Origin of the sequence: Flavobacterium sp. PL12 (assembly GCF_039123485.1) — a bacterium.
Classification (GTDB): domain Bacteria; phylum Bacteroidota; class Bacteroidia; order Flavobacteriales; family Flavobacteriaceae; genus Flavobacterium; species Flavobacterium weaverense.
Genome location: NZ_JBANDI010000003.1, coordinates 145,878 through 168,719, shown reverse-complemented (window position 1 = coordinate 168,719; position 22,842 = coordinate 145,878). Strand labels below are relative to the sequence as shown.

Sequence of the window (22,842 nt, the reverse complement as noted above, 5' to 3'; positions counted from 1 at the left end):
CTAATTTAATGCTTATCTATTACTTTAACTTCTACAGCTCCGGTACTTTGAAAAAATGAAATTAATTCTTCTTCATTATCCCTTACAGCAACTTCCATCAAAAAATGGTCATCTGTAGTTCTAACATCTGGATTCTCTGCTTGTTTAAATGGCCATAATCTACTTCTCATGTAAAAAGTAATTACCATTAAGTGAGCAGCAAAAAATACAGTAAGCTCAAACATAATTGGAACGAATGCTGGCATATTTTCAATGTAGCTAAAACTTGGTTTACCACCAATATCTTGCGGCCAGTCTTCGATCATAATATAGTTCATCATCCAAGTTGCAAATGATAATCCAACACAACCATAAAGGAAAGCACAAATTGCTAATCTTGTAGGTGCAAGTCCCATCGCTTTATCCAAACCGTGTACAGGGAATGGAGTAAAAACTTCTTCAATATGATGATGAGCTGCTCTGGTTTGTTTAACCGCATCCATCAAAATATCATCGTCATTATAAATGGCGTATATTACTTTATTACTCATGGTGTGAATCTTTATTTGCTTCTCTTTCTCTTTTATAATTATCTCCAGTTCCTTTCAAAATTGTTTTTACTTCAGCTTGTGCAATCACAGGGAAAGTTCTAGAATATAATAAAAACAATACAAAGAAGAAACCTATTGTACCAATAAATGTACCTATATCAACAAACGTTGGTGAAAACATTGTCCAAGAAGATGGTAAGTAATCTCTATGTAACGAAGTTACGATAATTACAAATCTTTCGAACCACATTCCAATATTAACAACAATTGAAATTATAAATGAAAACATGATACTTGTTCTTAATTTTTTGAACCACATAAATTGTGGAGAAAAAACGTTACATGTCATCATTGACCAATATGCCCACCAGTAAGGTCCTGTTGCTCTGTTAAGGAAAGCATACTGCTCATACTCTACACCAGAATACCAAGCAACAAACAGTTCAGTAATGTAAGCTACACCTACTATAGATCCAGTAATCATGATAACAATATTCATCAGCTCAATATGTTGAACCGTAATGTAAGCTTCAAGATTTGATACTTTCCTCATTATAATAAGCAAGGTATTTACCATCGCAAATCCAGAGAAAACTGCTCCAGCAACAAAGTAAGGAGGGAAAATCGTAGTATGCCATCCTGGTATAACTGAGGTTGCAAAGTCCATCGATACAATAGTATGCACAGAAAGTACAAGTGGAGTAGCTAAACCTGCAAGAACTAAAGATACTTCTTCAAAACGTTGCCAGTCTTTTGCTCTACCGCTCCATCCGAAACTTAATATAGAATAAACTCTTTTGTTAAAAGGAGTAATTGCTCTATCACGTAGCATTGCAAAATCAGGTAGCAAACCAGTCCACCAGAAAACTAATGAAACCGAAAGGTAAGTTGAGATAGCAAATACATCCCAAAGTAATGGAGAGTTGAAGTTAACCCATAACGAACCAAATTGATTCGGGATAGGAAGAACCCAGTATGCTAACCATGGACGACCCATGTGTATAATTGGAAACAAACCTGCTTGAATTACAGAGAAAATTGTCATTGCTTCAGCAGAACGGTTAATCGCCATTCTCCAACGTTGACGGAAAAGTAAAAGTACTGCAGAAATTAACGTTCCTGCGTGACCAATACCAACCCACCAAACAAAGTTAGTAATATCCCATGCCCATCCGACAGTTTTATTTAATCCCCATGTACCAATACCTGTAGACACGGTGTAGATAATACAGCCAAGTCCCCAAAGGAAGGCTATTAATGCGATTGAAAATACAATCCACCAATGTTTGTTTGCTTTACCTTCAACAGGTCTAGCTACATCTACAGTTACATCGTGATAAGTTTTATCACCTATAACTAAGGGTTTTCTAATGGTTGCTTCGTAGTGAGACGACATAATCCTTTATATTGATTCTTAATTAATTTATTTTGTACTAGGTATTTCTAACTTTAACGTGATAAATCACATTTGGTTTTGTTCCAACATGCTCTAATAAATGATACATTCTCTCATCAGCTGCTAATTTAGTAATTTCAGCTTCAGAATCATTTACATCTCCAAATTTCATTGCTCCAGTAGAACAAGCATTTGAACATGCAGTTTGGAATTCACCATCAACTACAACTCTTCCTTCTCTTTTTGCTTTCAAAATTGTAGCTTGTGTCATTTGAATACACATAGAACATTTTTCCATTACACCACGAGAACGAACATTCACATCAGGATTTAAAACCATACGTCCTAAATCGTCATTCATATTATAATCAAATTCACTATTCTTGTTATACAAGAACCAGTTAAAACGACGCACTTTATAAGGACAGTTGTTAGCACAGTAACGAGTACCAACACATCTGTTATAAGCCATTTGGTTTTGACCTTGACGACCATGAGAAGTCGCGGCTACAGGACAAACAGTTTCACAAGGTGCATGATTACAATGCTGACACATTACAGGTTGAAATGAAACCTGAGGATTATCACCTGCTTTCTCCATCTCGTTGAACGTAGATAATGAACTTGATAAACCTTCAATGTTTTCTTTTCTTTCGTTATCTCCAGCAAATGTACTTTCAGAAGAGTAGTATCTGTCAATACGCAACCAGTGCATATCACGGCTTCTTCTAATTTCAGATTTACCAACAACTGGAACGTTATTTTCAGCGTGACAAGCTATAACACAAGCCCCACATCCTGTACATGAATTCAAATCAATCGAAAGATTAAAATGATGACCAGTACTACGATCAAATGAAGTCCATAAATCTACTTTAGTAGCTTCTACTTCTTTATGATCTAATGAAACCATAGGTTGTGGATTCCAAACCTTTGCATCTTTAGTATTGAAGATTTCCAAAGAAGTTTCTTTGATAATATCTCCTCTACCCATTAATGTTTTTTGCCCTTGAACAGAAGCGAACTCATGCTCTCCTCCAGCCTTAGCTAAGGTAATAGACTGTACATTATTGAAACCTTTATATAGAGAGTAAGCATTTAAACCTACCATCATTTCTTCTTTAAGAGCAGCCTTGCGACCGTAACCTAATGCTAATCCAACTGTACCAACAGCTTGACCTGGTTGAACAATTACTGGAACATTTTCTAATTTCAATCCGTGAGCCGTAGTAATAGTAGCATAACTTCCGTTAAGACCACCATTTGCAACGATTTCATTATGAAGTTCGTATTTCTTCGCATCTGCATTCGAAACAGTAACATAGTTATCCCATGAAACTCTTGTGATTGGATCTGGAAATTCTTGCAACCATGGATTGTTTGCTTGTTGACCATCTCCCATTCCAGTTTTAGTATACAATACTAATTCTAGACCTTGTGAAGCTTTTGATTGCGCTAGAGCATTTGCAGCAGCACTATAATCAGCTGAACCACCAGAAAGGCTTGAAGCAGCACCAACGTATATACCATCATGTAAAACTTTGTTCCAAGATGAACCAGAGATCATTGAAGAAGCATTCGTTTTAATATAATCGTAAAACGTCCCAGAAACACCATTCAAAGACAATAAAATATCTTGAAATTGTTTTGTATTAAATAATGGACGAATTGTTGGTTGAGTAATTCCGTAAGTACCTTTTGTAATACTAACATCATTCCATGACTCTAAATAATGAGGAACTGCAGCTGCGATTGTACTAATCGAAGCCGTTTCATCTTCTTTAAGAGAAAAAGAAACTGTTGTTTTAACTTTTTTAATTCCTTCTACGAAAGAATTACTGTCTGCTAAAGTATATACAGGGTTAACGCCACTCATCATTAGTGTATGAACACTACCTGCTTTCATATCTGCAATTAACTGCATTACTTTAGCATTCGAACCTTTTCTAATTTGTCTAACGCCTGATGTACTAAAAGACTCACTTGATAAATTTTGGTTAATAGCCAAAACTAATAATTGTGCGTTTTTATCTTGAATACCAGAAACCAATAGACCTTTAGATCCAGCTGCCTTTAATTGCTGAGCCGCTTTAGTAACCTCTGCTTTAAAAGCAGCATCTAAAGTTACGCCTACAGCTGAACCTGTTACAATATTATATATATGAACTAATGCTTGTTTTTGATTAGCAGTTGACATTGCCAAACGCTTATCAGCAGCAGCACCAGATAAAGTCATATTAGACTCTAATTGGAAGTGACGTGACATCATTCCTAATTTAGGACTTCTTCCTTTAGCATATCCAGCACCGTATCCACCACCTTGCCAATCACCAAGGAAATCAGCTCCAACAGATACGATAAGTGACGCTTTAGAAAAGTCATAATCAACTAACGCTCTTTCACCGTAAACTGATTCGAAAGCATCTAAAGCTTCAGATTCAGATACTGCATCGTAAATAACGTGTTTAGCATTTGAATTCTTAGATAAAAATTCAGCGACAAGCTTTTCAGTTGATGGACTTGCTAAAGTGTTAGTTAGAAGAACAACTTGGCCACCAGTCGCAGTAGCATCAGCTATACTAGTTTTAATTTTAGAATCTACAGCAGTCCAAGTTGAAGCTTTACCTTCTACTTTAGGCTCCTTCAAACGCATACTGTCATAAAGCGACAATATAGACGCATGGATTCTAGCATTAGCGCTAAACTTAGCTCCATCGATCGTATTATTATCAATTTTAATAGGACGACCTTCGCGTGTTTTCACTAAAAGATTAGCGAAATCAAATCCATCAAAAACTGAAGTTGCATAATAATCTGAAACTCCAGGAATGATTTGCTCTGGCTGAAGAACGTAAGGTATCGATTTGTTTACAGGACCCTCGCAAGCTGCAAGCGTTGCCGCCGCAGTACTAAAACCAACGTACTTTAAAAAATCACGACGTGATGTTGATGAAGATGATAATGCATCACCATTTCCTAAAAATTCATCAGTAGGAATTTCTTCAACAAATTCGTTATTTCTAAGCGCCTCAACAATAGAACTATTTTTGTCTAGTTCTTCAACACTTTTCCAGTATTTTTTGTTTGATGACATATATAAATATTAAAAACTTAATAATTTGATTAATAATGGCATTTACCACATTCTAAACCTCCCATTTGGGCAGCAGTCAATTTCTCAACACCGTATTTCTTAGAAAGTTCAGCATGAATTTTAGTGTAATATTCATTCCCTTCCATTTTAACGTCAGTCTTTCTGTGGCAATCAATACACCAACCCATAGTTAATGGAGCGAATTGTTTCTGAATTTCATACTCTTGAACTGGTCCGTGACAAGTCTGACATTCAATTCCAGCAACAGTTACGTGTTGAGAGTGATTGAAGTATACAAAATCAGGTAAGTTATGGATACGAACCCATTTAACAGGTTGTGTTTTTCCAGTATAACTTTGGCTTGCTGGATCCCAACCCACCGCTGTATATAGTTTCTGGATTTGCTCATCGTAAAAAGCTTTGCTGTACTCAGGTGTAGCAGTACTTTCAGCAACTTCACCAATGTTCTTATGACAGTTCATACAAACATTTAACGAAGGTATTCCAGCGTTCTTACTAACTCTAGCAGCAGAGTGGCAATATTTACAGTTAATCTCATTATCACCAGCGTGAATCCTGTGTGAGTAATGGATTGGCTGTATTGGAGCGTAATCTTGATCAACACCTATCTGCATTAAGAAACCGTACACGAAATATGCACTTGCTAACAACAAGAATATCGCAGTTACTAATACTAAAAATTGATTTCTTACGAATGCTTTCCAAATAGGAGTTGTAGCCGTTTTTGGCTCTACCTCTATTCCGTTTACTTTTGCTACTTTAGATAAAACTTTATTTACCAAGAATAACATAACAACTAAAACAACCATAACAAGCGCTAAAGCACCTAGAATAATGTTGTTTGAAATTCCACTATCAGAAACTGAAGTTCCAGGAACAGCAACAGTTCCAGCAGCTGCAGCAGGAGCTTCAACTTTAGGTTCTGATGTATATGCTAAGATATTATCAATATCTGAATCAGACAATTGTGGAAAAGCAGACATAACTGCTTTATTGTTTTCATTGTAAACCTTTACTGCTTGAGCATCTCCAGATTTAATTAATTCAGAACTATTTCTAATCCATTTGTACAGCCATGGAGTGTCATATTTGCCAGCCACACCTCTAAGTGCGGGTCCAGTAGCTTTAGCATCCATTTTGTGACATGCCGCACAATTTGCATTGAACAATTCTTTACCTTTTACAGCATCTCCACCACTTGTTGCAGCAGGAGCCGCAGCGTCATCAGCTACCGGAGCAGCGTCTTGAGCGAATGAATTTAAAGAAAAAATTAACGATAAGGCTAAGCCTATAAATAATTTCTTTGCGATCGAATTATGGTTACCCACCTTTTTCATATTATATAATGATTATCTAATAAAAATTGGCACAGTTTTTTCTAAGTGATTTATAAAAACTAGTCCTTTATTTTAAAACTTCGACAAAAATACGACTTAAGAACTATTCTCAAAACCTTAAAATAGTCTTAATTTCAATTTATATCAATTCTAAATAACAATTACAGTTTGGCATCAGCCATTAAATATTATTTTTGCACAAAAACAATCACATTATGAGAATTTTAGCCCGTAGAAAAGCATTTTATATAACATTGACATTATTAGTTTGTAGCATTTATGCAAATGCGCAACGTGGAAACATTACTGTAAGACAAGACTCTAAATTCGAAAATTTGCTCAACGAAAAGAGAAAAAGCAACTTTTCAAATGTAGCAAATGAGAGATATCAAATTCAAATCTTTAGTGGCGACAGTGAAAAGGCGAAAAGTACTTTAAATGAATTTCGACAAGAATTTAGAGACACCGATGGAACCATCTTTTTTTTCACACCAAATTACAAAGTGTGGGTTGGAAACTACAAAACGCGCATCGAAGCAGAGCGAAATTTAATTGAAATCAGAAAACGATACAACAACGTTCATTTAATAAAACCAACTAAATAAATTTTTACATTTTATAGAAACAAGAAAGACCACTGTAACTAAGTGGTCTTTCTTGTTTTTATGAAGTTCGCACAAAAGATTTTAAATAGAAACTTAATTAAGTTTCGAAAATGATTTATTGTACGAAATTCGCAGTTCTTAAACAACAAGGGAACGCAGAAGCACTAAAACTGAATCATTATATCAATTACGTTACTTAATGATTAAAATTATCCTGAAGAGCTAATCATCAAAGCTAAATTTCAAGTTAGTGAAACATAACAAAATCAAAATTGTATCTCCTAATTTGCCTCAGTACAGTAAAGCCTTCATCAGCAATATTTAATAAACAAAGTCTACATGCTTGATTGTTTTAAGACACTGATAGCACTTGTATTTAATAGGAATTTAATTTTTAGAATATTAAGTAGTTTTAATTAAACCTAAACTAATTTTTCTCATTCCACGAAATGAGATTAAACACTTTCTGCATTTTTATATTTTTATCAACTTTATAAAAATATTATTTCGCAATGAAGGAGATTTGAAATATTAAATCTGAGATCTCTACTAAACGTTTTTAAGCTCGATAAACAGTATTTCAAGGAAGAACTGTCTAATCAAATTATCTCCATAAAATTCAACAAGAATTACAAAACTTTGAATAAAATTTTCAAACTAAAAATCGTACCAAAGTAAATTACAAGACATTTTTAAAACCTTAAGTTTATTTTTGCTCTAAAATTATAAATTACATCTCTTAGTTCTTACTTTCGATATTAGCTTTAAGTCATAAGAATAAAAACATTTATCCTAAAACACAAAAAATCCCGACTAATCGGGATTTTTTAATTTATTTATATGAAATACTATTTCAATTTCTTTTTGATTGCTACCTCATGGTACGATTCAATAATATCTCTTTCTTCGATATCATTATATCCTTTCACTTGAACACCACAATCATATCCTTTAGCTACATCTTTTACATCATCCTTGAAACGTTTCAACGCTAACAACTCTCCTGTAAATACAACAACTCCTTCTCTAATGATACGCATTTTGGCATTTTTAACAATTTTACCATCCATAACCATACAACCAGCAATTGAACCAACTTTAGAAATTTTGAATATCTCTCTAATTTCTGCAGTACCCAGAATCTCTTCTTTCATTTCAGGAGCTAACATTCCTTCCATTGCGTCTTTCAAGTCATCAATCGCAGCGTAGATAATAGAATAATAACGGATATCGATTTCTTCTTTATCAGCTAATTGTCTAGCATTACCAGCAGGACGAACGTTAAATCCAATAATAATTGCATCAGATGCAGAAGCTAACATTACGTCAGTTTCTGTAATTGCACCAACACCTTTATGTATAATATTGATTTGAATTTCTTCAGTAGATAATTTAGAGAATGAATCAGATAATGCTTCAACTGATCCATCTACATCTCCTTTAAGGATAATGTTCAATTCTTTAAATTGACCTAACGCGATTCTACGTCCAATTTCATCCAAAGTAATGTGACGTTGTGTACGAACAGATTGCTCACGCATTAATTGAGAACGTTTAGATGCAATTTGTTTTGCTTCTTTTTCTTCTTCGAATACATTGAACTTGTCACCTGCAGTAGCTGCTCCATCAAGACCTAAAACTGATACTGGAGTTGAAGGACCTGCAACAGAAACTATATTTCCTCTTTCATCATGCATGGCTTTAATTTTACCATGATGTTTTCCAGCTAACATATAATCTCCTACTTTCAGTGTTCCATTTTGAACTAAAATAGTAGAAACATATCCTTTCCCTTTATCTAAGAATGCTTCAACAACTGTTCCTTGTGCTGCTTTATTTGGATTAGATTTCAAATCAAGCAATTCTGCTTCTAGCAATACTTTCTCCAATAACTCTTTCACACCAGTTCCTACTTTTGCAGAAATATCATGTGATTGAATTTTACCACCCCAGTCTTCAACAAGCAAATTCATACCTGCTAATTTCTCTTTTATCTTCTCTACATTAGAGTTAGGCTTATCAATTTTATTGATTGCGAAAATAATAGGAACATTTGCAGCCTGTGCGTGGCTAATTGCTTCTTTAGTTTGCGGCATGATATCATCATCAGCTGCAATTACAATAATAGCAATATCTGTAACTTGAGCTCCACGTGCACGCATCGCGGTAAACGCTTCGTGACCAGGAGTATCTAAAAATGCAATTTTTTGTCCGTTATCTAATGTTACTCCGTAGGCACCAATATGCTGTGTAATTCCTCCAGATTCACCTGCAATAACATTTTCCTTACGGATGTAATCCAGTAAAGATGTTTTACCGTGATCGACGTGACCCATCACAGTTACAATAGGAGCTCTAAAAACTAAGTCTTCCTCTCTATCTTCTACAACTTGTATTGCTTCTTCAATATCTACAGTGATAAACTCCACTTCGTAGCCAAACTCATCTGCTACAATAGTTAAAGTTTCTGCATCTAATCTTTGGTTCATGGTAACCATGATTCCAAGTGACATACACGTACCAATAACTTTAGTAATTGGCACATCCATCATGATGGCAATTTCACCTACTGTTACAAACTCAGTAACCTTAATGGTTTTACTTCCTTCGTCAATAGCTCTTTGCTCCTCATCAGATTTCTGACGGTGTGTATCTCTTTTATCTCTTCTATATTTAGCAGCTTTAGATTTACCACCTTTACCTTGTAGTTTCTCTAAAGTCTCTCTAATTTGATTTTTAACTTCTTCTTCTGTCGGCTCAACTTTAGCAACAATTGCTGGTCGGTTTCCTTTAACAAATCCCGGTCTTGAACTTCTATTAGCGTTAAATCCACCACCACCTACATTAGGTGTAATCTTGTTAGGATTTGGCGCACCTGGAACTCCTGGTATTGCAGGCGGTCTTGGAGCACCTGGTTTAGGAGCAATCCTTTTACGCTTATTTTTATTTGCATTTGCAGCAGCAGCAGATCCCGGAGCTCCTGGTTTATTAGGAGTGATCTTAGGCTCTTCTTTTTTCTTTTTAGGTTTATTAAATTGAGATAAATCAATTATTTGACCTGTCAAAGTTGTACCAGACAACTTTTGATATTGTGTAGCAATAGTTTCATCCACTGGAGCTTCATCAGACTTAACAGCATCCGCTTTTGGCGCAGCTACAACTTCAGCAGCAACTTCTTTCGGAGCTTCTACTTTAACTTCTTTAATTCCAGGAATCGATTTAACTACTTTTTTATCTGCAACAGTTTTTTCTTCTAAAGGCTTTTCCTGAATAGGCTTTTCAGCAACAACTTTTTCAGCCTTAGCTTCTGCAATTTCTGGTTTTACCTCAGCAACTGTAGCTACTGGAGTTTCAACTTTTTCGACTGCTTTCACCGGTGCAATGATTGAAGGCTTTTTAGGATTAAGATCAATTTTACCTACTTGAACTGGACCTGCAATAACCGCTCTCGCTTTTATCACTTCCTGTTGTTTAAGGCGATCTTCCTCAACTTTACGCTTGTCTTCAATTTCCTTTTCGCGTTCTAAACGCAAAGCTTCTTTCTCTTTTCTTTTTTCTTCTCCTACTTCTTTAGAAGCTTCTTTATTCCCCTTGTCACCAGCAAATTGACCGCACAAGACTTTGTATACATCATCAGAAATTTTTGTGTTTGGATTTGACTCAATAGCAATTCCTTTATCTTTTAGATAATCCACAGCTCTTTCCAAAGAAATATTCAATTCCCTTAAAACTTTGTTTATTCTAATAATTCTCTCTTCAGACATAAAACCTTTTTATTATTATCTTTTTTGTTATTCCTCGCTTTACTCCCGACTCGATACCTATCGAATAAGAATTAATTGTAAAGCGGCGTGTTTATCGTTGAAGAACTATTGACTAATTGTCAAATTCTTCTTTCAATATTCTCATTACATCTAGAATCGTTTCCTCTTCTAGGTCTGTTCTTCTCACTAAATCATCTACATCTTGTTTCAAAATACTTTTTGCTGTATCTAAACCAATTTTTGCAAACTCTTCAATAACCCAGTCTTCAATTTCATCTGAAAACTCAGTTAATTCAACATCATCCTCATCAGCAGTTGCACCAGCAACATCACCTTCGCGAATAACATCTAATTCATAACCGGTTAATAAACCTGCTAATTTAATATTATGCCCACCACGACCAATAGCTTTCGAAACTTCTTCAAGCTTCAAGAAAACTTCTGCTCTTTTAGTTTCTTCATTAATTTTAATAGAAGAAACCTTTGCTGGACTTAATGCTCTAGTAATGAACAATTGAATATTACTAGTATAATTGATAACGTCAATATTTTCATTTCCTAATTCACGCACAATTCCGTGAATACGAGAACCTTTCATTCCAACACAAGCTCCTACTGGATCAATTCTATCATCATAAGAATCAACAGCTACTTTTGCTTTTTCACCAGGAATTCTTACCACTTTTTTAACCATAATTAAACCGTCAAAAACTTCTGGAATTTCTTGTTCAAACAATTTTTCTAAAAACTTCTCAGAAGTTCTAGACATAATAATTTGAGGTTTGTTTCCTTTCAATTCAACGCTTTCAATAATTCCTCTTACATTATCTCCTTTACGGAAAAAGTCAGATGGAATTTGTTTTTCTTTTGGCAATACAATTTCGTTACCTTCATCATCAACTAAAATAACAACTCTAGGTCTTACGTGATGCACTTCAGCTGTATAAATATCTCCAACTAAATCTTTAAATTGCTTGTAAAGATTTGTATTGTCATGCTCATGAATTTTAGAAATTAAATTTTGGCGTAAAGCTAAAATAGCTCTTCTACCTAAGTCAATTAATTTCACCTCTTCTGATACTTCTTCTCCAATCTCAAAATCAGATTCAATTTTTCTAGCCTCTGTTAATGTAATTTCTTCGTTTTCAAAATCCAGATCCTCATCAGCAACGATTACTCTCCTTCTCCAAATTTCCATATCTCCCTTATCAGGATTTATAATAATATCGAAATTATCGTCTGATCCGTATTTTTTTTTCAATGCATTTCTAAATACATCTTCTAAAATTGCCATAAGCGTTACACGATCAATAAGTTTATCATCTTTAAACTCAGAGAATGAATCGATTAATGCTAAGTTTTCCATGCGAATTCTTTAATTAAAATGTTACTGTAACAATTGCTTCTTTAATATTTCCGTAAGGAAGTTTCAATTCTTTTTGAACTGTTTCTTTTCCTTTTCCAATTTTCTTAGGCTCTCTTGCTTCCCAAGACAAAACTACAAAATCATCATCAGCTTCCACTAATTCTGCTTCAATTGTTTCTCCTTCTGTCTTAACAATCAATGTTCTACCTATATTTTTCTTGTACTGTCTAACTAACTTCAGCGGTGACCCAACCCCTACTGACGCTACCTCTAAAGAGTAATCTTGTTCCTCACGGTCCAAGTGTGCATCTATAAAACGACTCACATCAATACAATCCTGAAGCGCTACTCCATCATCCCCGTCTAGATTCACAATAACCTTGAAAGCATCAGTGATAATAAGGTCTATCAAAAAAATAGATGGCTTTTCTAAAAGGCATTCTACCAGCAACGTATTTACTTTTTCTTTAAATGTCATATTTTTTATAAAAAGAGGGGACATATTAGTCCCCTCATTATCTAGATTTTAATAAATAACGGTGCAAATATAGTGTTTTTTTTATAAACTAAAATAATCGATTGCTCTAAAAAAAAATCTTACCTTTAATAGATGATTTAAATAAGTATTTTCTTTAATAAATTAACACTTTTACTGTATGAAACGTATTTTAGTTCCAACCGATTTTTCCCAGTACGCAGAAAATGCACTTAAGGCGGCAGCTCTTATTGCTCGAGAAAATGATTCCCAAATATATTTATTACACTTAATAGAACTACCCAGTCACATAGACAATGGAATAAAAGCACAAAGCCTAATTCCTGAAGCAGTACTCTTCGTTGATAAAGCAAATGAAACTTTACAAACCATAGCACGAAATCCATACCTAGATGGTATTTCGGTTTTTATTACTGTCCAAATTGAAACTGCGTTTGAAGGAATTTTATCGTACACCAAAAAAAATGAAATTGATTTAATTGTTATGGGTTCTAATGGAGCTTCAGGTTTTAAAGAAATATTAATTGGGTCGAATGCTGAAAAAATAGTTCGACTTTCAGAAAAACCTGTTTTAATCGTTAAAGACGACATTGGAACTTCAACTTTTAAAAAAATAGTGTTTCCTACTGATTTTTCTAATGAAGCGCATGCACCATTTAAAAGCTTAATCGAATTTGCTTCTATTTTTAAATCTCAAATAGATTTAGTGTTAATTTCAACTCCCAACATCTTCAAGACTACAATCGAATCTGAAATAAAAATGGAGGAATTCATTCAAAAGTATAACTTTAAAAACTACACTTTAAATATCTTTAATGACAGCACTATTGAAAATGGTATTACAAATTTTGCAACTAAAATGGAAGCTGACTTAATCGCTATCTGCACTCACGGAAGAACAGGAATAGCTCATTTTATAAATGGAAGCGTAACCCAAGATGTGGTAAATCATAATCCAAGACCCGTAATCACATTTAAAATATAGAACGAATCATCAAGAAAAATAAAATGCATAAAAAAACCCCTCATAAATGAGGGGTTTTCCGTTGGTCTACTAGGACTCGAACCTAGAAAGACTGCACCAAAAACAGTTGTGTTACCATTACACCATAGACCAGCATTGCTGCTAAGCGAGTGCAAATTTAGAATAAATTTTAGTTTGCGCAAACTTTTTAAGCCTTTTTGTCAAAAAAAAATCAAATTAATTTTAAAGTCAAAATTAAAGATCAGCAAAGACATTCACTATCAATACTTTAATAATATATAGGACTTTTCGAGAAATTTTTGTTAATGACTACATCTATAAACAAAAAAAGATTTTCTTTGCAACTTACATTTAAATTTAATTTTTGACATGGATAAAGCAAGTTTCAATTTCAATAAATGGAATACAATCATTGGTTGGCTTACATTTGGGATAGCATTATTAACCTATACTTTGACCGTTGAACCTACCATGAGCTTTTGGGATTGTGGAGAATACATTGCCACCGCTGCTAAATTAGAGGTTGGACACCCTCCTGGAGCTCCGTTATACCAAATGATAGGTGCTTTTTTCGCGATGTTCGCGACGGATGACACAAAAATTGCTTTGATGGTAAATATGATGTCTGTGTTTTCAAGTGCATTCACCATTTTATTTTTGTTTTGGTCTTCTTCGATAATTTTAAGAAAATTAGTTATTCGATTCAAAACGTCAGACGTTGAAAATAATTCAGACACACAAATTAATAAAAGTAATGATATTGTTATATTAGGAGGTTCATTTGTAGGAGCTTTAGCGTACACATTCTCTGATAGTTTTTGGTTTAATGCTGTTGAAGCCGAAGTTTATGCCATGGCTTCCTTGTTTATTGCTCTACTATTTTGGCTCGGTTTACGATGGGAGCAAGATATGAACAAACCTAGAGGAAATAGATGGTTGTTAATCATATCCCTTGTCATTGGACTTTCTTTTGGAGTACACTTTATGGCATTACTTACCATTCCTGCAATAGGATTTTTATATTTCTTTAAACATTATAAAGTCGTTACAATAAAGAGTTTCGTCATTGCGAATATTGTTGTGGTTGGAGTTTTACTATTCATCTTTAAATTATTATTACCTCTTACTATGGGATTCTTTGGTCAAACCGAAGTATTCATGGTAAATAGCTTGGGACTACCTTTTGACTCTGGGACCATATTTGTAACTGCTTTACTAATTGCATTATTTTACTTTGGATTAAAGTACACTAAGAGTAAAGGCTTAGTAACATATAACACCTTAATTCTTTGCATCCTTTTCATTTTAGTTGGATTTTCTACATGGATTATGTTGCCTATTCGTGCTAATGCAAATACGGTAATTAATGAAAATAAACCTTCGGATGCGCGTGAAGTATTAGCTTATTATAATAGAGAGCAATACGGTGTAAATCCTTTGTTTTACGGACCACAATACACTGAGAACTTTGCTGGATTAGACAAAAACAATCCTTATCAAGACAAAGCTCCCAATTATGAAAGAGATTACAAAACTGGAAAGTATGTTATTGTAAATAATTTCAAAAACGCCTCTCAAAATACAGACGATAATCAGAAAACGATATTGCCAAGGATGTGGAGTGACGGACATATTGAAAACTACATGAATTTCACAAATCCTCCAGCGTTCCGACTTAATCCTAATTATCCATACGAAGATGATTTGGCAAAATACGGTATCGATCCAAGTGAATTAACAGAGGAAGATTACAACAAAGCTATTGCACAACTTAAGCAAGAAACAGAGAAAACAATCAATGAGTTTAGACAAGCGTACGCTCAAAAACAAATTGATAACGAAGGATATGTAAAATTCCTTAAAAGTTACGGTGATTATCTAATTGTCGAAAAACCTACTACAGCAGACAATCTTGGCTTTATGGTTGAATACCAATTTGGGTATATGTATTGGAGGTATTTAATGTGGAATTTTGTTGGTCGTCAAAATGATGTTCAAGGCCGATACGATTACTTAGACGGAAACTGGTTAAGTGGAATATCTTTCATAGACAGTTTACATTTAGGAAGTCAAGACAATTTGCCAGCAGATGTTTTAAATAATAAAGGAAGAAACGTTTATTTCTTTTTACCATTTATTCTAGGCTTAATCGGTTTAATGTATCACGCCAATAAAGATTTAAAAAGCTTCTATGTCTTGCTAGCGCTATTTCTCTTTACGGGTATTGCATTAAAAATCTATCTAAACGAAAGACCTTTCGAACCAAGGGAAAGAGATTATGCATTGGTTGGTTCCTTTTACGTCTTTGCCATCTGGATAGGTTTTGGCGTCTATGCGATATATGAAAGTGTACAAAAGTATTTAGCTCCAAAAATAGCAGGACCTATCATTATTGCAGCCAGTTTACTTGCAGCTCCTGTGCTTATGGCGTCGCAAAACTGGGATGACCATGATCGTTCTGGTAAGTATACTGCTTTGTCAATGGCAAAAGCATACCTTACTTCTTGTGATCCAAATGCTATTTTATTTACTATAGGTGATAATGACACATTCCCACTTTGGTACGCCCAAGAAATTGAAGGAATACGAACTGACGTTAAAATCGTAAATACAAGTTTATTTATGACTGACTGGTATATCGATCAGATGAAAACGAAAACGTACGAATCAGATCCATTACCTATTTCTTTCACTCACGATCAATATGTAGGTGATAATTTAGATTATGTGGCTCATATTCCAAAAGTTGAAAGCAGATGGGATATTAAAGATTTTATGGATTTTATTAAAAATCCAAAATCAACAGTAGGAATGCAAAATGGTCAAACAATCCATTTCTATCCTACTAATAAAATCAGAATTCCAGTTGACAAGGATATTATCATTAAGAATAAAGTGGTTTCTCCTAAATATAACGACTCTATCGTTCCTTACATCGATGTAGATATTAAAGGAGGCGCATTGTATAAAAATAGATTGATGATGCTTGATATCGTAGCTAACAACAACTGGAAGCGACCTATCTATTTCAGCGGAGGTGCTTTTGATAATGAAGATTACATCTGGATGAAAGACTATCTTCAGTTAGAAGGAATGGTTTATAAATTAGTACCGATAAAAACTGCAATACCTAAAGAAGGTGGACCACTTGAAATGGGACAAATTGATAGTGACAAGATGTACGACAAAGTGATGAAATGGGATTGGGGAAATAGCGATAGTCCAAAAATATACCACGATCCTGAAACTAGAAGAAATAGTATTACCTATCGATCAAATCTATCTAGATTAATGAATCAATTGATTGTTGAGGGCAAGAAAGAAAAAGCTAAAAATATAATCGAATTAGCAATGGCTAAAATGCCGGTAGACTATTTTGGCTATTATTCTTTAGTAGAACCTTTTGCTGCTGGATATTACAAAATTGATGAGAAAGTAAAAGCGCAACAATTATTAGAAAAACTTATTGGTAAATATCAAGACAATTTGAATTATTACGGAAAGCTGAAAGCTTCTGAGCAAAGCAGTATTGCAACGCCTATAATTATTGATCTCGAGCGTTATAGAAGCTTACTACAAGTGATGAAAGAAAATGGCGATACTGCTTTCTACAATAAGCATAAAATTACTTTTAATACGTATATCAAAATGTTTGAGCGTTTTGAGCGAGACGAAGAATAATTTTCAAAAAAAATCAAAGTAATTAATTGATACTAAAATGAGTTAAGAGAATTATTTATTGCAAGATAAATTTTTCGCTTAACTCATTTTAATTTATAGTAAAATTCTTCTTCAATTTCCTGATTATGAAGCTCTACTGGGTAAAGACAAATTGGCTCATTAAAAAATTATTCCGCAATTATAAATGGGATGTTTCCAATGACGAAAAAAAAGTATACCTGACTTTTGACGACGGACCTGTTCCAGAAGCAACCTCTTGGGTTTTAGAAGAATTATTAAAATATAATGCAAAGGCGACATTTTTCTGCATCGGTGATAACATTCAAAAGCATCCAGAATTATTTGAAAAAATCAGTGAAGCAGGTCATTCAGTTGGAAATCACACGTACAATCATTTGAATGGATGGAAGACTCCAACAAAAACATATTTAGAGAATATAAAAAGATGTGAAGATGAAATTTATCGAAATGACAGCATTTCATTGCATAAAAAGCTATTTAGACCTCCTTACGGAAAAATAAAATTATCGCAATCAAGAGCATTGCGAAGTTTAGGATACGAAATAATAATGTGGGATGTTCTTAGTGCCGACTTTGACACTGAAATAAGTAAAGAAAAATGTCTAGACAATGTACTATCTAACATTAGACCTGGAAGTATTATTGTTTTTCACGACAGCATCAAAGCATTTAAAAATCTTGAATACGCATTACCAAAAACACTAGAATATTTAAAAACAAATGATTTTACTTGCGAAGTTTTATAAATTAAAATCTATAATTGTTCTTGAACAATCCCAATCAATGTGTTAGCATCTAATTCACCTGATTGTCTCCAAATCATTTCTCCTGCTTTATAAATCATTAATGTTGGCAAACCTTTGATACGTAAAGCCTCTGCTAATTCTTGGTTTTTATCAACATCAATTTTTATAACTTTAGCTTTATCGCCAAGAGCAGCTGCTACATCTCTAATGACAGGGTGCATAGAAACTGAAGGCTCGTTCCACTCCGTGTAAAAGTCAATTAACACTGGTAATTGAGTATTTATAAGTTCTCCAAATTTTGACATAAAACTAAGAATTTAATTTTTAAAAAAATACACTAAACAGAGCTATTTATTTTACAAATGTAGCATTTTTAACTTATTATGCTACTTTACCGCCCTTTTTTAGTTCGATTACTGTGATTTCTGGCATGATACCAACTCTCCCTGGATAAGCATGAAAACCAAAACCTCTGTTTACATATACATATCTTCCCATATTCTCATAAAGTCCAGCCCACTGTTTGTACACATATTGTGCTAAACTCCATTTAAAATATCCTGGGATTTCAATCCCAAATTGCATTCCGTGCGTATGTCCAGATAGCGTTAATTGATAATGCTTTTCATCGTTTTGTACAACGTGCTCCCAGTGAGACGGGTCGTGACTCATCAATATTTTAAAATCCTCTTTTTTTAATTGGCCTGCAGCCTTATTTAAATCACCAGCTTGTTTGAAATTATGTCCCCAGTTCTCTACTCCTACTAAGGCAATTTTATCACCGCCCTTCTGAATAAAAGTATGCTCGTTTAACAACAAATTAAAACCTATTTCTCCGTATAAACTTTTAATAGCATTAAAATTATTGTCTTTATCTTTCTCTGATGGCCAAGTAACATATTCACCGTAATCATGGTTTCCTAACACGGAATACTTACCATATTCATGTTTTTTAATTTTGTTAAAAGTCTCGATCCACGGATGCATTTCGGTAGCGTGCGTATTAACAATATCTCCTGTAAACAAAATCATATCAGAATTTTGTTCGTTTACTAAATCAATGGCATAATTAATTTTTTCGGCATTGTCAAAACTTCCACTATGAACATCTGAAATATGAGTAATCGTAAAACCATCAAAAGCCGCGGGTAAGTCCGGAAAGAAAATGCGTTGCTTAATTACTTTGTAGTTGTATTTACCTACAGTTATTCCATATATCAACGACAAAAAAGGAACTGCAGCTAATCCTAAACCTACTTGACTAACAAACTTCCTTCTTGAGTTTAGAAATTCAGCGCCTTTATCATAATTAGCAAAATAGTTGACGGCTCCAGCACCTAATCTAAATATATCTTCACCTATTAAAACTAAGGTTAAAATTAATTTTGGAACATAAACGATTAATAACAACGCCATCGTAAACATTGTCTTGTGCGTTTGACCAACGCTTCTATCAAATTGCATTAATGAATAAGCGATGTAAACCAAAAACAGCAAACTAAAACCTTCAATTATAAAAAGTATAGGTCTGGATTTTATAAGCGTCTTTAAAACCTGAAAAGCATAAAGCTCAACAATGAAAAGAATTAAAAAAAGAAATATAAAGCGAAAGATCATTGTAAATAAATTTTCGACAAAATAACAAATTAAGAAAATACTATTCCTTTTTATTAATCTAAATTTAACTAATGGTAACCTTTTATATAAACCTTCCTACAGTTTGAAATCAAAATCTTTGGCTTAAAGCCAATTAAAGAGCAAAATATCAAAACAACTAAGAGTTGACGGTTAAACAAACTTTTAAAAGTAAAACTACGATCGAGTTAATTTCTACCTAGATATAATTTAGAATAAAACAAATTCGAACTAAAGGATTTTTCATAAATAAATCAACCGTCCTATTCTTTATCTCAGCAATTTTGTACTTTTGAAATTCATACAAAATAATACTCATGTCACAGCAAAAACGCTTATTCTTACTTGATGCTTACGCCTTAATTTTTAGAGGATATTATGCTTTTATAAAAAATCCACGTATTAATTCTAAAGGAATGGACACCTCGGCCATTATGGGATTTATGAATTCATTAATGGACGTTATTAAAAGAGAAAAGCCAGACCATTTAGCAGTTGCGTTTGATAAAGGAGGGAGCCAACTTAGAAATGAAATATTCCCAGAATACAAAGCACATCGAGATGCAACACCAGAAGCCATAAAAATCGCCATTCCATACATACAGGATTTATTGAGAGCTATGCACATTCCTATCATTGAAGTTGCTGGATTTGAAGCTGATGATTTAATAGGAACTATAGCCAAACAAGCTGAAAAAGAAAATTACAAAGTTTTTATGGTAACGCCTGACAAAGATTTTGCTCAATTAGTATCTGAAAATATATTCATGTATAAACCGGCTCGAATGGGCAACGGAATAGAAATTTGGGGCGTTCCTGAAGTTTTAGCAAAGTTTGAAATCGAAAGACCCGATCAGGTAATTGATTTCCTTGGAATGATGGGCGACGCAGCAGATAACATTCCAGGCCTTCCAGGTGTGGGCGAAGTCACCGCTAAGAAATTCTTGAAAGAATTTGGCACCATGGAAAATCTTTTAGCAAATACAGATAAGCTAAAAGGAAAAATGAAAGAGAATATTGAAGCGAATAAAGAAAAAGGAATATTATCAAAAACTTTGGCGACAATCATTATTGACTGTCCTGTTGTTTTCAATGAAAATGATTACGAATTATCAACTCCTGATATTGAAAAGACTGACGCGTTATTCAACGAATTAGAATTTAGACAAATGCAAGCGCAGTTCGACAAAATTTTTAATGCTCCCGTTACAGAAGCAGTAAAAAATGATGACGCCACTGATCCTAGATTGTATAAAAAAAATCCAGTAAAAAATGTAGAGCAATTTGACATGTTTGCAACAGTTACTGACGATGAAAATGCTACAGAAACGCGAACTTCATTTTATGACACTTTAGAAAACACAACGCATTCTTACCAAATAATTCAAGGAGATTTAGGAATCAAATTATTACTCAATAATTTACAAAACCAAACATCAGTTTGTTTTGATACAGAAACTACTGGTTTAAACGCTTTGCATGCTGAATTAGTTGGAATTTCATTCTCTTGGGAGAAAGGAAAAGCATTTTACATTCCGTTTCCAGAAAATCAAGAGGAAGCTCAAATTTTAGCAGATAAATTAAAACCGTTTTTTGAAAATGAAAGTATTGAAAAAATTGGGCAGAATATAAAATATGATTTGAAAGTGCTAACAAAATATGGCATTCGAATTAAAGGGAAATTATTTGATACAATGATTGCGCATTATTTGATCAATCCGGATATGCGCCACAATATGGATATTTTAAGTGAAACTTACTTAAAATATGCACCAAAGTCAATAGAAGATTTAATTGGAAAAAAAGGAAAAAATCAAAAATCGATGCGCGACGTTGCATTGGAAGAAGTTAAAGAATACGCTGCTGAAGATGCAGATGTTACCTTGCAACTTTCAACTGTTTTTAGTCCAATTTTAGATAAAGCCGAAACCAAAAAGCTATTTGAAGAAATCGAAATTCCGCTGATTCCTGTTTTGGCAGCAATGGAATTAGAGGGAATTAATCTTGATGTTGCATTTCTAGCAGCAATGTCTGATGAGATGGCGAAAGAAAGCAACGCGCTAGAGCAAAAAATATATGAAACTGCTGGCGAAACATTCAACTTGGCTTCGCCAAAACAATTAGGAGATGTTCTTTTTGACAAAATGAAGATTGGCGGAGCAAAACAAAAGAAAACCAAAACGGGTCAATATGCTACTGGCGAAGAAGTGTTGAGTTTTTTAGCAAACGATAATGAAATCGTTCGTGATATTCTAGAATGGCGCCAAATGGTAAAATTACAAAGTACGTATATTGATGCTTTACCCAATCAAGTTGACGAAATAACGGGTCGCGTGCACACAGATTACATGCAAACAGTTGCAGCTACAGGTCGTTTAAGTTCTACTAATCCTAACTTGCAAAATATTCCTATTCGAACAGAAAAAGGACGTTTAATCAGAAAAGCCTTTATTGCAAGAGACGAAAACTACACTATACTTTCTGCCGATTATTCTCAAATTGAATTGCGCATCATTGCGGCTTTATCAGGAGAAGAAAATATGATTCTAGCTTTTAAAAATAATGAGGACATTCATAAAAGTACGGCTGCAAAAGTTTTTAATGTTCCTTTAGAAGAAGTTAGTAAAGAACAAAGAAGTAATGCTAAAACAGTAAACTTCGGTATTATATATGGTGTTTCTGCTTTTGGACTTTCTAATCAAACTTCGCTTTCGCGAAAGGAAAGTGCTGATTTGATCGAAGCATATTATGCAACTTATCCAAAGTTAAAATCTTACATGGCAGAACAAGTTGATTTTGCTAGAGAGAATGGTTATGTGCAAACAGTTTTAGGAAGGCGTCGTTATTTAAAAGATATTAATTCAGCTAATATGATGGTGAAAAGTGGCGCTGAACGAAATGCTGTAAATGCACCTATTCAAGGAAGTGCAGCTGATATTATCAAAATTGCAATGATTAATATTCACAAAAAGTTAAGTGAAGAGAATTGGAAATCAAAAATGTTGTTACAAGTACATGATGAATTGGTGTTTGACGTTCACAACTCTGAATTAGAAAAAATTCAACCGATGATCAAATTCGAAATGGAAAATGCATTTAAACTAGATGTTCCTTTAGATGTCGAAATTGGTATGGGAAAAAACTGGCTGGAAGCGCATTAAAACC

14 protein-coding genes and 1 tRNA gene are annotated in these 22,842 nt (G+C 33.9%); 5 read left to right on the top strand and 10 right to left on the bottom strand.

All coding sequences use genetic code 11. The annotated features are described in order from the left end of the window. Positions 1-5: 5 nt before the first annotated feature. From RCH19_RS02780 to RCH19_RS02765, 4 genes are read right to left on the bottom strand one after another with little or no spacing between them, the layout of a single operon-like run. Positions 6-530 carry a DUF3341 domain-containing protein gene (locus tag RCH19_RS02780; protein WP_121923955.1) on the bottom strand — a complete coding sequence of 175 codons (525 nt, stop codon included), beginning with the start codon at positions 528-530 and terminating at the stop codon, positions 6-8. Continuing rightward, positions 523-1,926, bottom strand: coding sequence for an NrfD/PsrC family molybdoenzyme membrane anchor subunit (gene nrfD, locus RCH19_RS02775; RefSeq protein ID WP_121923954.1), 1,404 nt, complete (start codon positions 1,924-1,926; stop codon positions 523-525). The genes RCH19_RS02780 and nrfD overlap by 8 nt, the downstream gene beginning before the upstream one ends. Positions 1,927-1,963: 37 nt before the next feature. Further along, positions 1,964-5,020, bottom strand: coding sequence for a TAT-variant-translocated molybdopterin oxidoreductase (locus RCH19_RS02770; RefSeq protein ID WP_343021936.1), 3,057 nt, complete (start codon positions 5,018-5,020; stop codon positions 1,964-1,966). A gap of 29 nt (positions 5,021-5,049) precedes the next feature. Continuing rightward, complete coding sequence (locus RCH19_RS02765; protein ID WP_121923952.1) at positions 5,050-6,378, bottom strand: c-type cytochrome; 1,329 nt, start codon at positions 6,376-6,378, stop codon at positions 5,050-5,052. Between the two features lie 215 nt (positions 6,379-6,593). Between RCH19_RS02765 and RCH19_RS02760 the strand changes: the two genes are divergently transcribed. Then, positions 6,594-6,983, top strand: a complete 390-nt coding sequence (locus RCH19_RS02760) for an SPOR domain-containing protein (RefSeq protein ID WP_343021935.1) — start codon at positions 6,594-6,596, stop codon at positions 6,981-6,983. Between the two features lie 848 nt (positions 6,984-7,831). Here RCH19_RS02760 and infB read toward each other — a convergent pair. The 3 genes from infB to rimP form a co-directional block, all read right to left on the bottom strand. Next, on the bottom strand, positions 7,832-10,747 hold the full coding sequence (gene infB, locus RCH19_RS02755) for a translation initiation factor IF-2 (protein ID WP_343021934.1): 2,916 nt from the start codon (positions 10,745-10,747) through the stop codon (positions 7,832-7,834). A gap of 112 nt (positions 10,748-10,859) precedes the next feature. Further along, positions 10,860-12,113: a transcription termination factor NusA gene (gene nusA, locus RCH19_RS02750; RefSeq protein ID WP_343021933.1), complete on the bottom strand. Its 1,254-nt coding sequence runs from the start codon at positions 12,111-12,113 to the stop codon at positions 10,860-10,862. Between the two features lie 13 nt (positions 12,114-12,126). Further along, a complete protein-coding gene (rimP, locus tag RCH19_RS02745) occupies positions 12,127-12,591 on the bottom strand; it encodes a ribosome assembly cofactor RimP (protein ID WP_343021932.1) in 465 nt (154 codons plus the stop codon). A gap of 178 nt (positions 12,592-12,769) precedes the next feature. On the opposite strand from rimP, the gene RCH19_RS02740 reads away from it, so the two are divergent. Then, a complete protein-coding gene (locus tag RCH19_RS02740) occupies positions 12,770-13,594 on the top strand; it encodes a universal stress protein (RefSeq protein ID WP_343021931.1) in 825 nt (274 codons plus the stop codon). Between the two features lie 61 nt (positions 13,595-13,655). Here the strand turns inward: RCH19_RS02740 and RCH19_RS02735 are convergent. Then, positions 13,656-13,726, bottom strand: a tRNA-Gln gene (locus RCH19_RS02735). Between the two features lie 237 nt (positions 13,727-13,963). On the opposite strand from RCH19_RS02735, the gene RCH19_RS02730 reads away from it, so the two are divergent. Both RCH19_RS02730 and RCH19_RS02725 read left to right on the top strand, forming a co-directional pair. Next, positions 13,964-17,275 (top strand): DUF2723 domain-containing protein, encoded by a 3,312-nt coding sequence (locus RCH19_RS02730; protein WP_343021930.1) that lies wholly within the window; start codon positions 13,964-13,966, stop codon positions 17,273-17,275. A gap of 125 nt (positions 17,276-17,400) precedes the next feature. Then, positions 17,401-18,042 (top strand): polysaccharide deacetylase family protein, encoded by a 642-nt coding sequence (locus RCH19_RS02725; protein ID WP_343021929.1) that lies wholly within the window; start codon positions 17,401-17,403, stop codon positions 18,040-18,042. A gap of 8 nt (positions 18,043-18,050) precedes the next feature. On the opposite strand, the gene RCH19_RS02720 is transcribed toward RCH19_RS02725, so the two are convergent. Together RCH19_RS02720 and RCH19_RS02715 are read right to left on the bottom strand one after the other, a co-directional pair. Further along, positions 18,051-18,347, bottom strand: a complete 297-nt coding sequence (locus RCH19_RS02720) for a thioredoxin family protein (RefSeq protein WP_121923944.1) — start codon at positions 18,345-18,347, stop codon at positions 18,051-18,053. A 76-nt stretch (positions 18,348-18,423) separates the two neighbouring features. Then, positions 18,424-19,659 carry a metallophosphoesterase gene (locus tag RCH19_RS02715; RefSeq protein WP_343021928.1) on the bottom strand — a complete coding sequence of 412 codons (1,236 nt, stop codon included), beginning with the start codon at positions 19,657-19,659 and terminating at the stop codon, positions 18,424-18,426. Positions 19,660-19,994: 335 nt separating this feature from the next. On the opposite strand from RCH19_RS02715, the gene polA reads away from it, so the two are divergent. After that, positions 19,995-22,838 carry a DNA polymerase I gene (polA, locus tag RCH19_RS02710; protein ID WP_343021927.1) on the top strand — a complete coding sequence of 948 codons (2,844 nt, stop codon included), beginning with the start codon at positions 19,995-19,997 and terminating at the stop codon, positions 22,836-22,838. Positions 22,839-22,842: the final 4 nt, after the last annotated feature.

Coding starts and splice junctions, on each gene's coding strand:
- RCH19_RS02780 (WP_121923955.1), bottom strand. CDS start 530: ATGAGTAATAAAGTAATATACGCCATTTATAATGACGATGATATTTTG.
- nrfD (WP_121923954.1), bottom strand. CDS start 1,926: ATGTCGTCTCACTACGAAGCAACCATTAGAAAACCCTTAGTTATAGGT.
- RCH19_RS02770 (WP_343021936.1), bottom strand. CDS start 5,020: ATGTCATCAAACAAAAAATACTGGAAAAGTGTTGAAGAACTAGACAAA.
- RCH19_RS02765 (WP_121923952.1), bottom strand. CDS start 6,378: ATGAAAAAGGTGGGTAACCATAATTCGATCGCAAAGAAATTATTTATA.
- RCH19_RS02760 (WP_343021935.1), top strand. CDS start 6,594: ATGAGAATTTTAGCCCGTAGAAAAGCATTTTATATAACATTGACATTA.
- infB (WP_343021934.1), bottom strand. CDS start 10,747: ATGTCTGAAGAGAGAATTATTAGAATAAACAAAGTTTTAAGGGAATTG.
- nusA (WP_343021933.1), bottom strand. CDS start 12,113: ATGGAAAACTTAGCATTAATCGATTCATTCTCTGAGTTTAAAGATGAT.
- rimP (WP_343021932.1), bottom strand. CDS start 12,591: ATGACATTTAAAGAAAAAGTAAATACGTTGCTGGTAGAATGCCTTTTA.
- RCH19_RS02740 (WP_343021931.1), top strand. CDS start 12,770: ATGAAACGTATTTTAGTTCCAACCGATTTTTCCCAGTACGCAGAAAAT.
- RCH19_RS02730 (WP_343021930.1), top strand. CDS start 13,964: ATGGATAAAGCAAGTTTCAATTTCAATAAATGGAATACAATCATTGGT.
- RCH19_RS02725 (WP_343021929.1), top strand. CDS start 17,401: ATGAAGCTCTACTGGGTAAAGACAAATTGGCTCATTAAAAAATTATTC.
- RCH19_RS02720 (WP_121923944.1), bottom strand. CDS start 18,347: ATGTCAAAATTTGGAGAACTTATAAATACTCAATTACCAGTGTTAATT.
- RCH19_RS02715 (WP_343021928.1), bottom strand. CDS start 19,659: ATGATCTTTCGCTTTATATTTCTTTTTTTAATTCTTTTCATTGTTGAG.
- polA (WP_343021927.1), top strand. CDS start 19,995: ATGTCACAGCAAAAACGCTTATTCTTACTTGATGCTTACGCCTTAATT.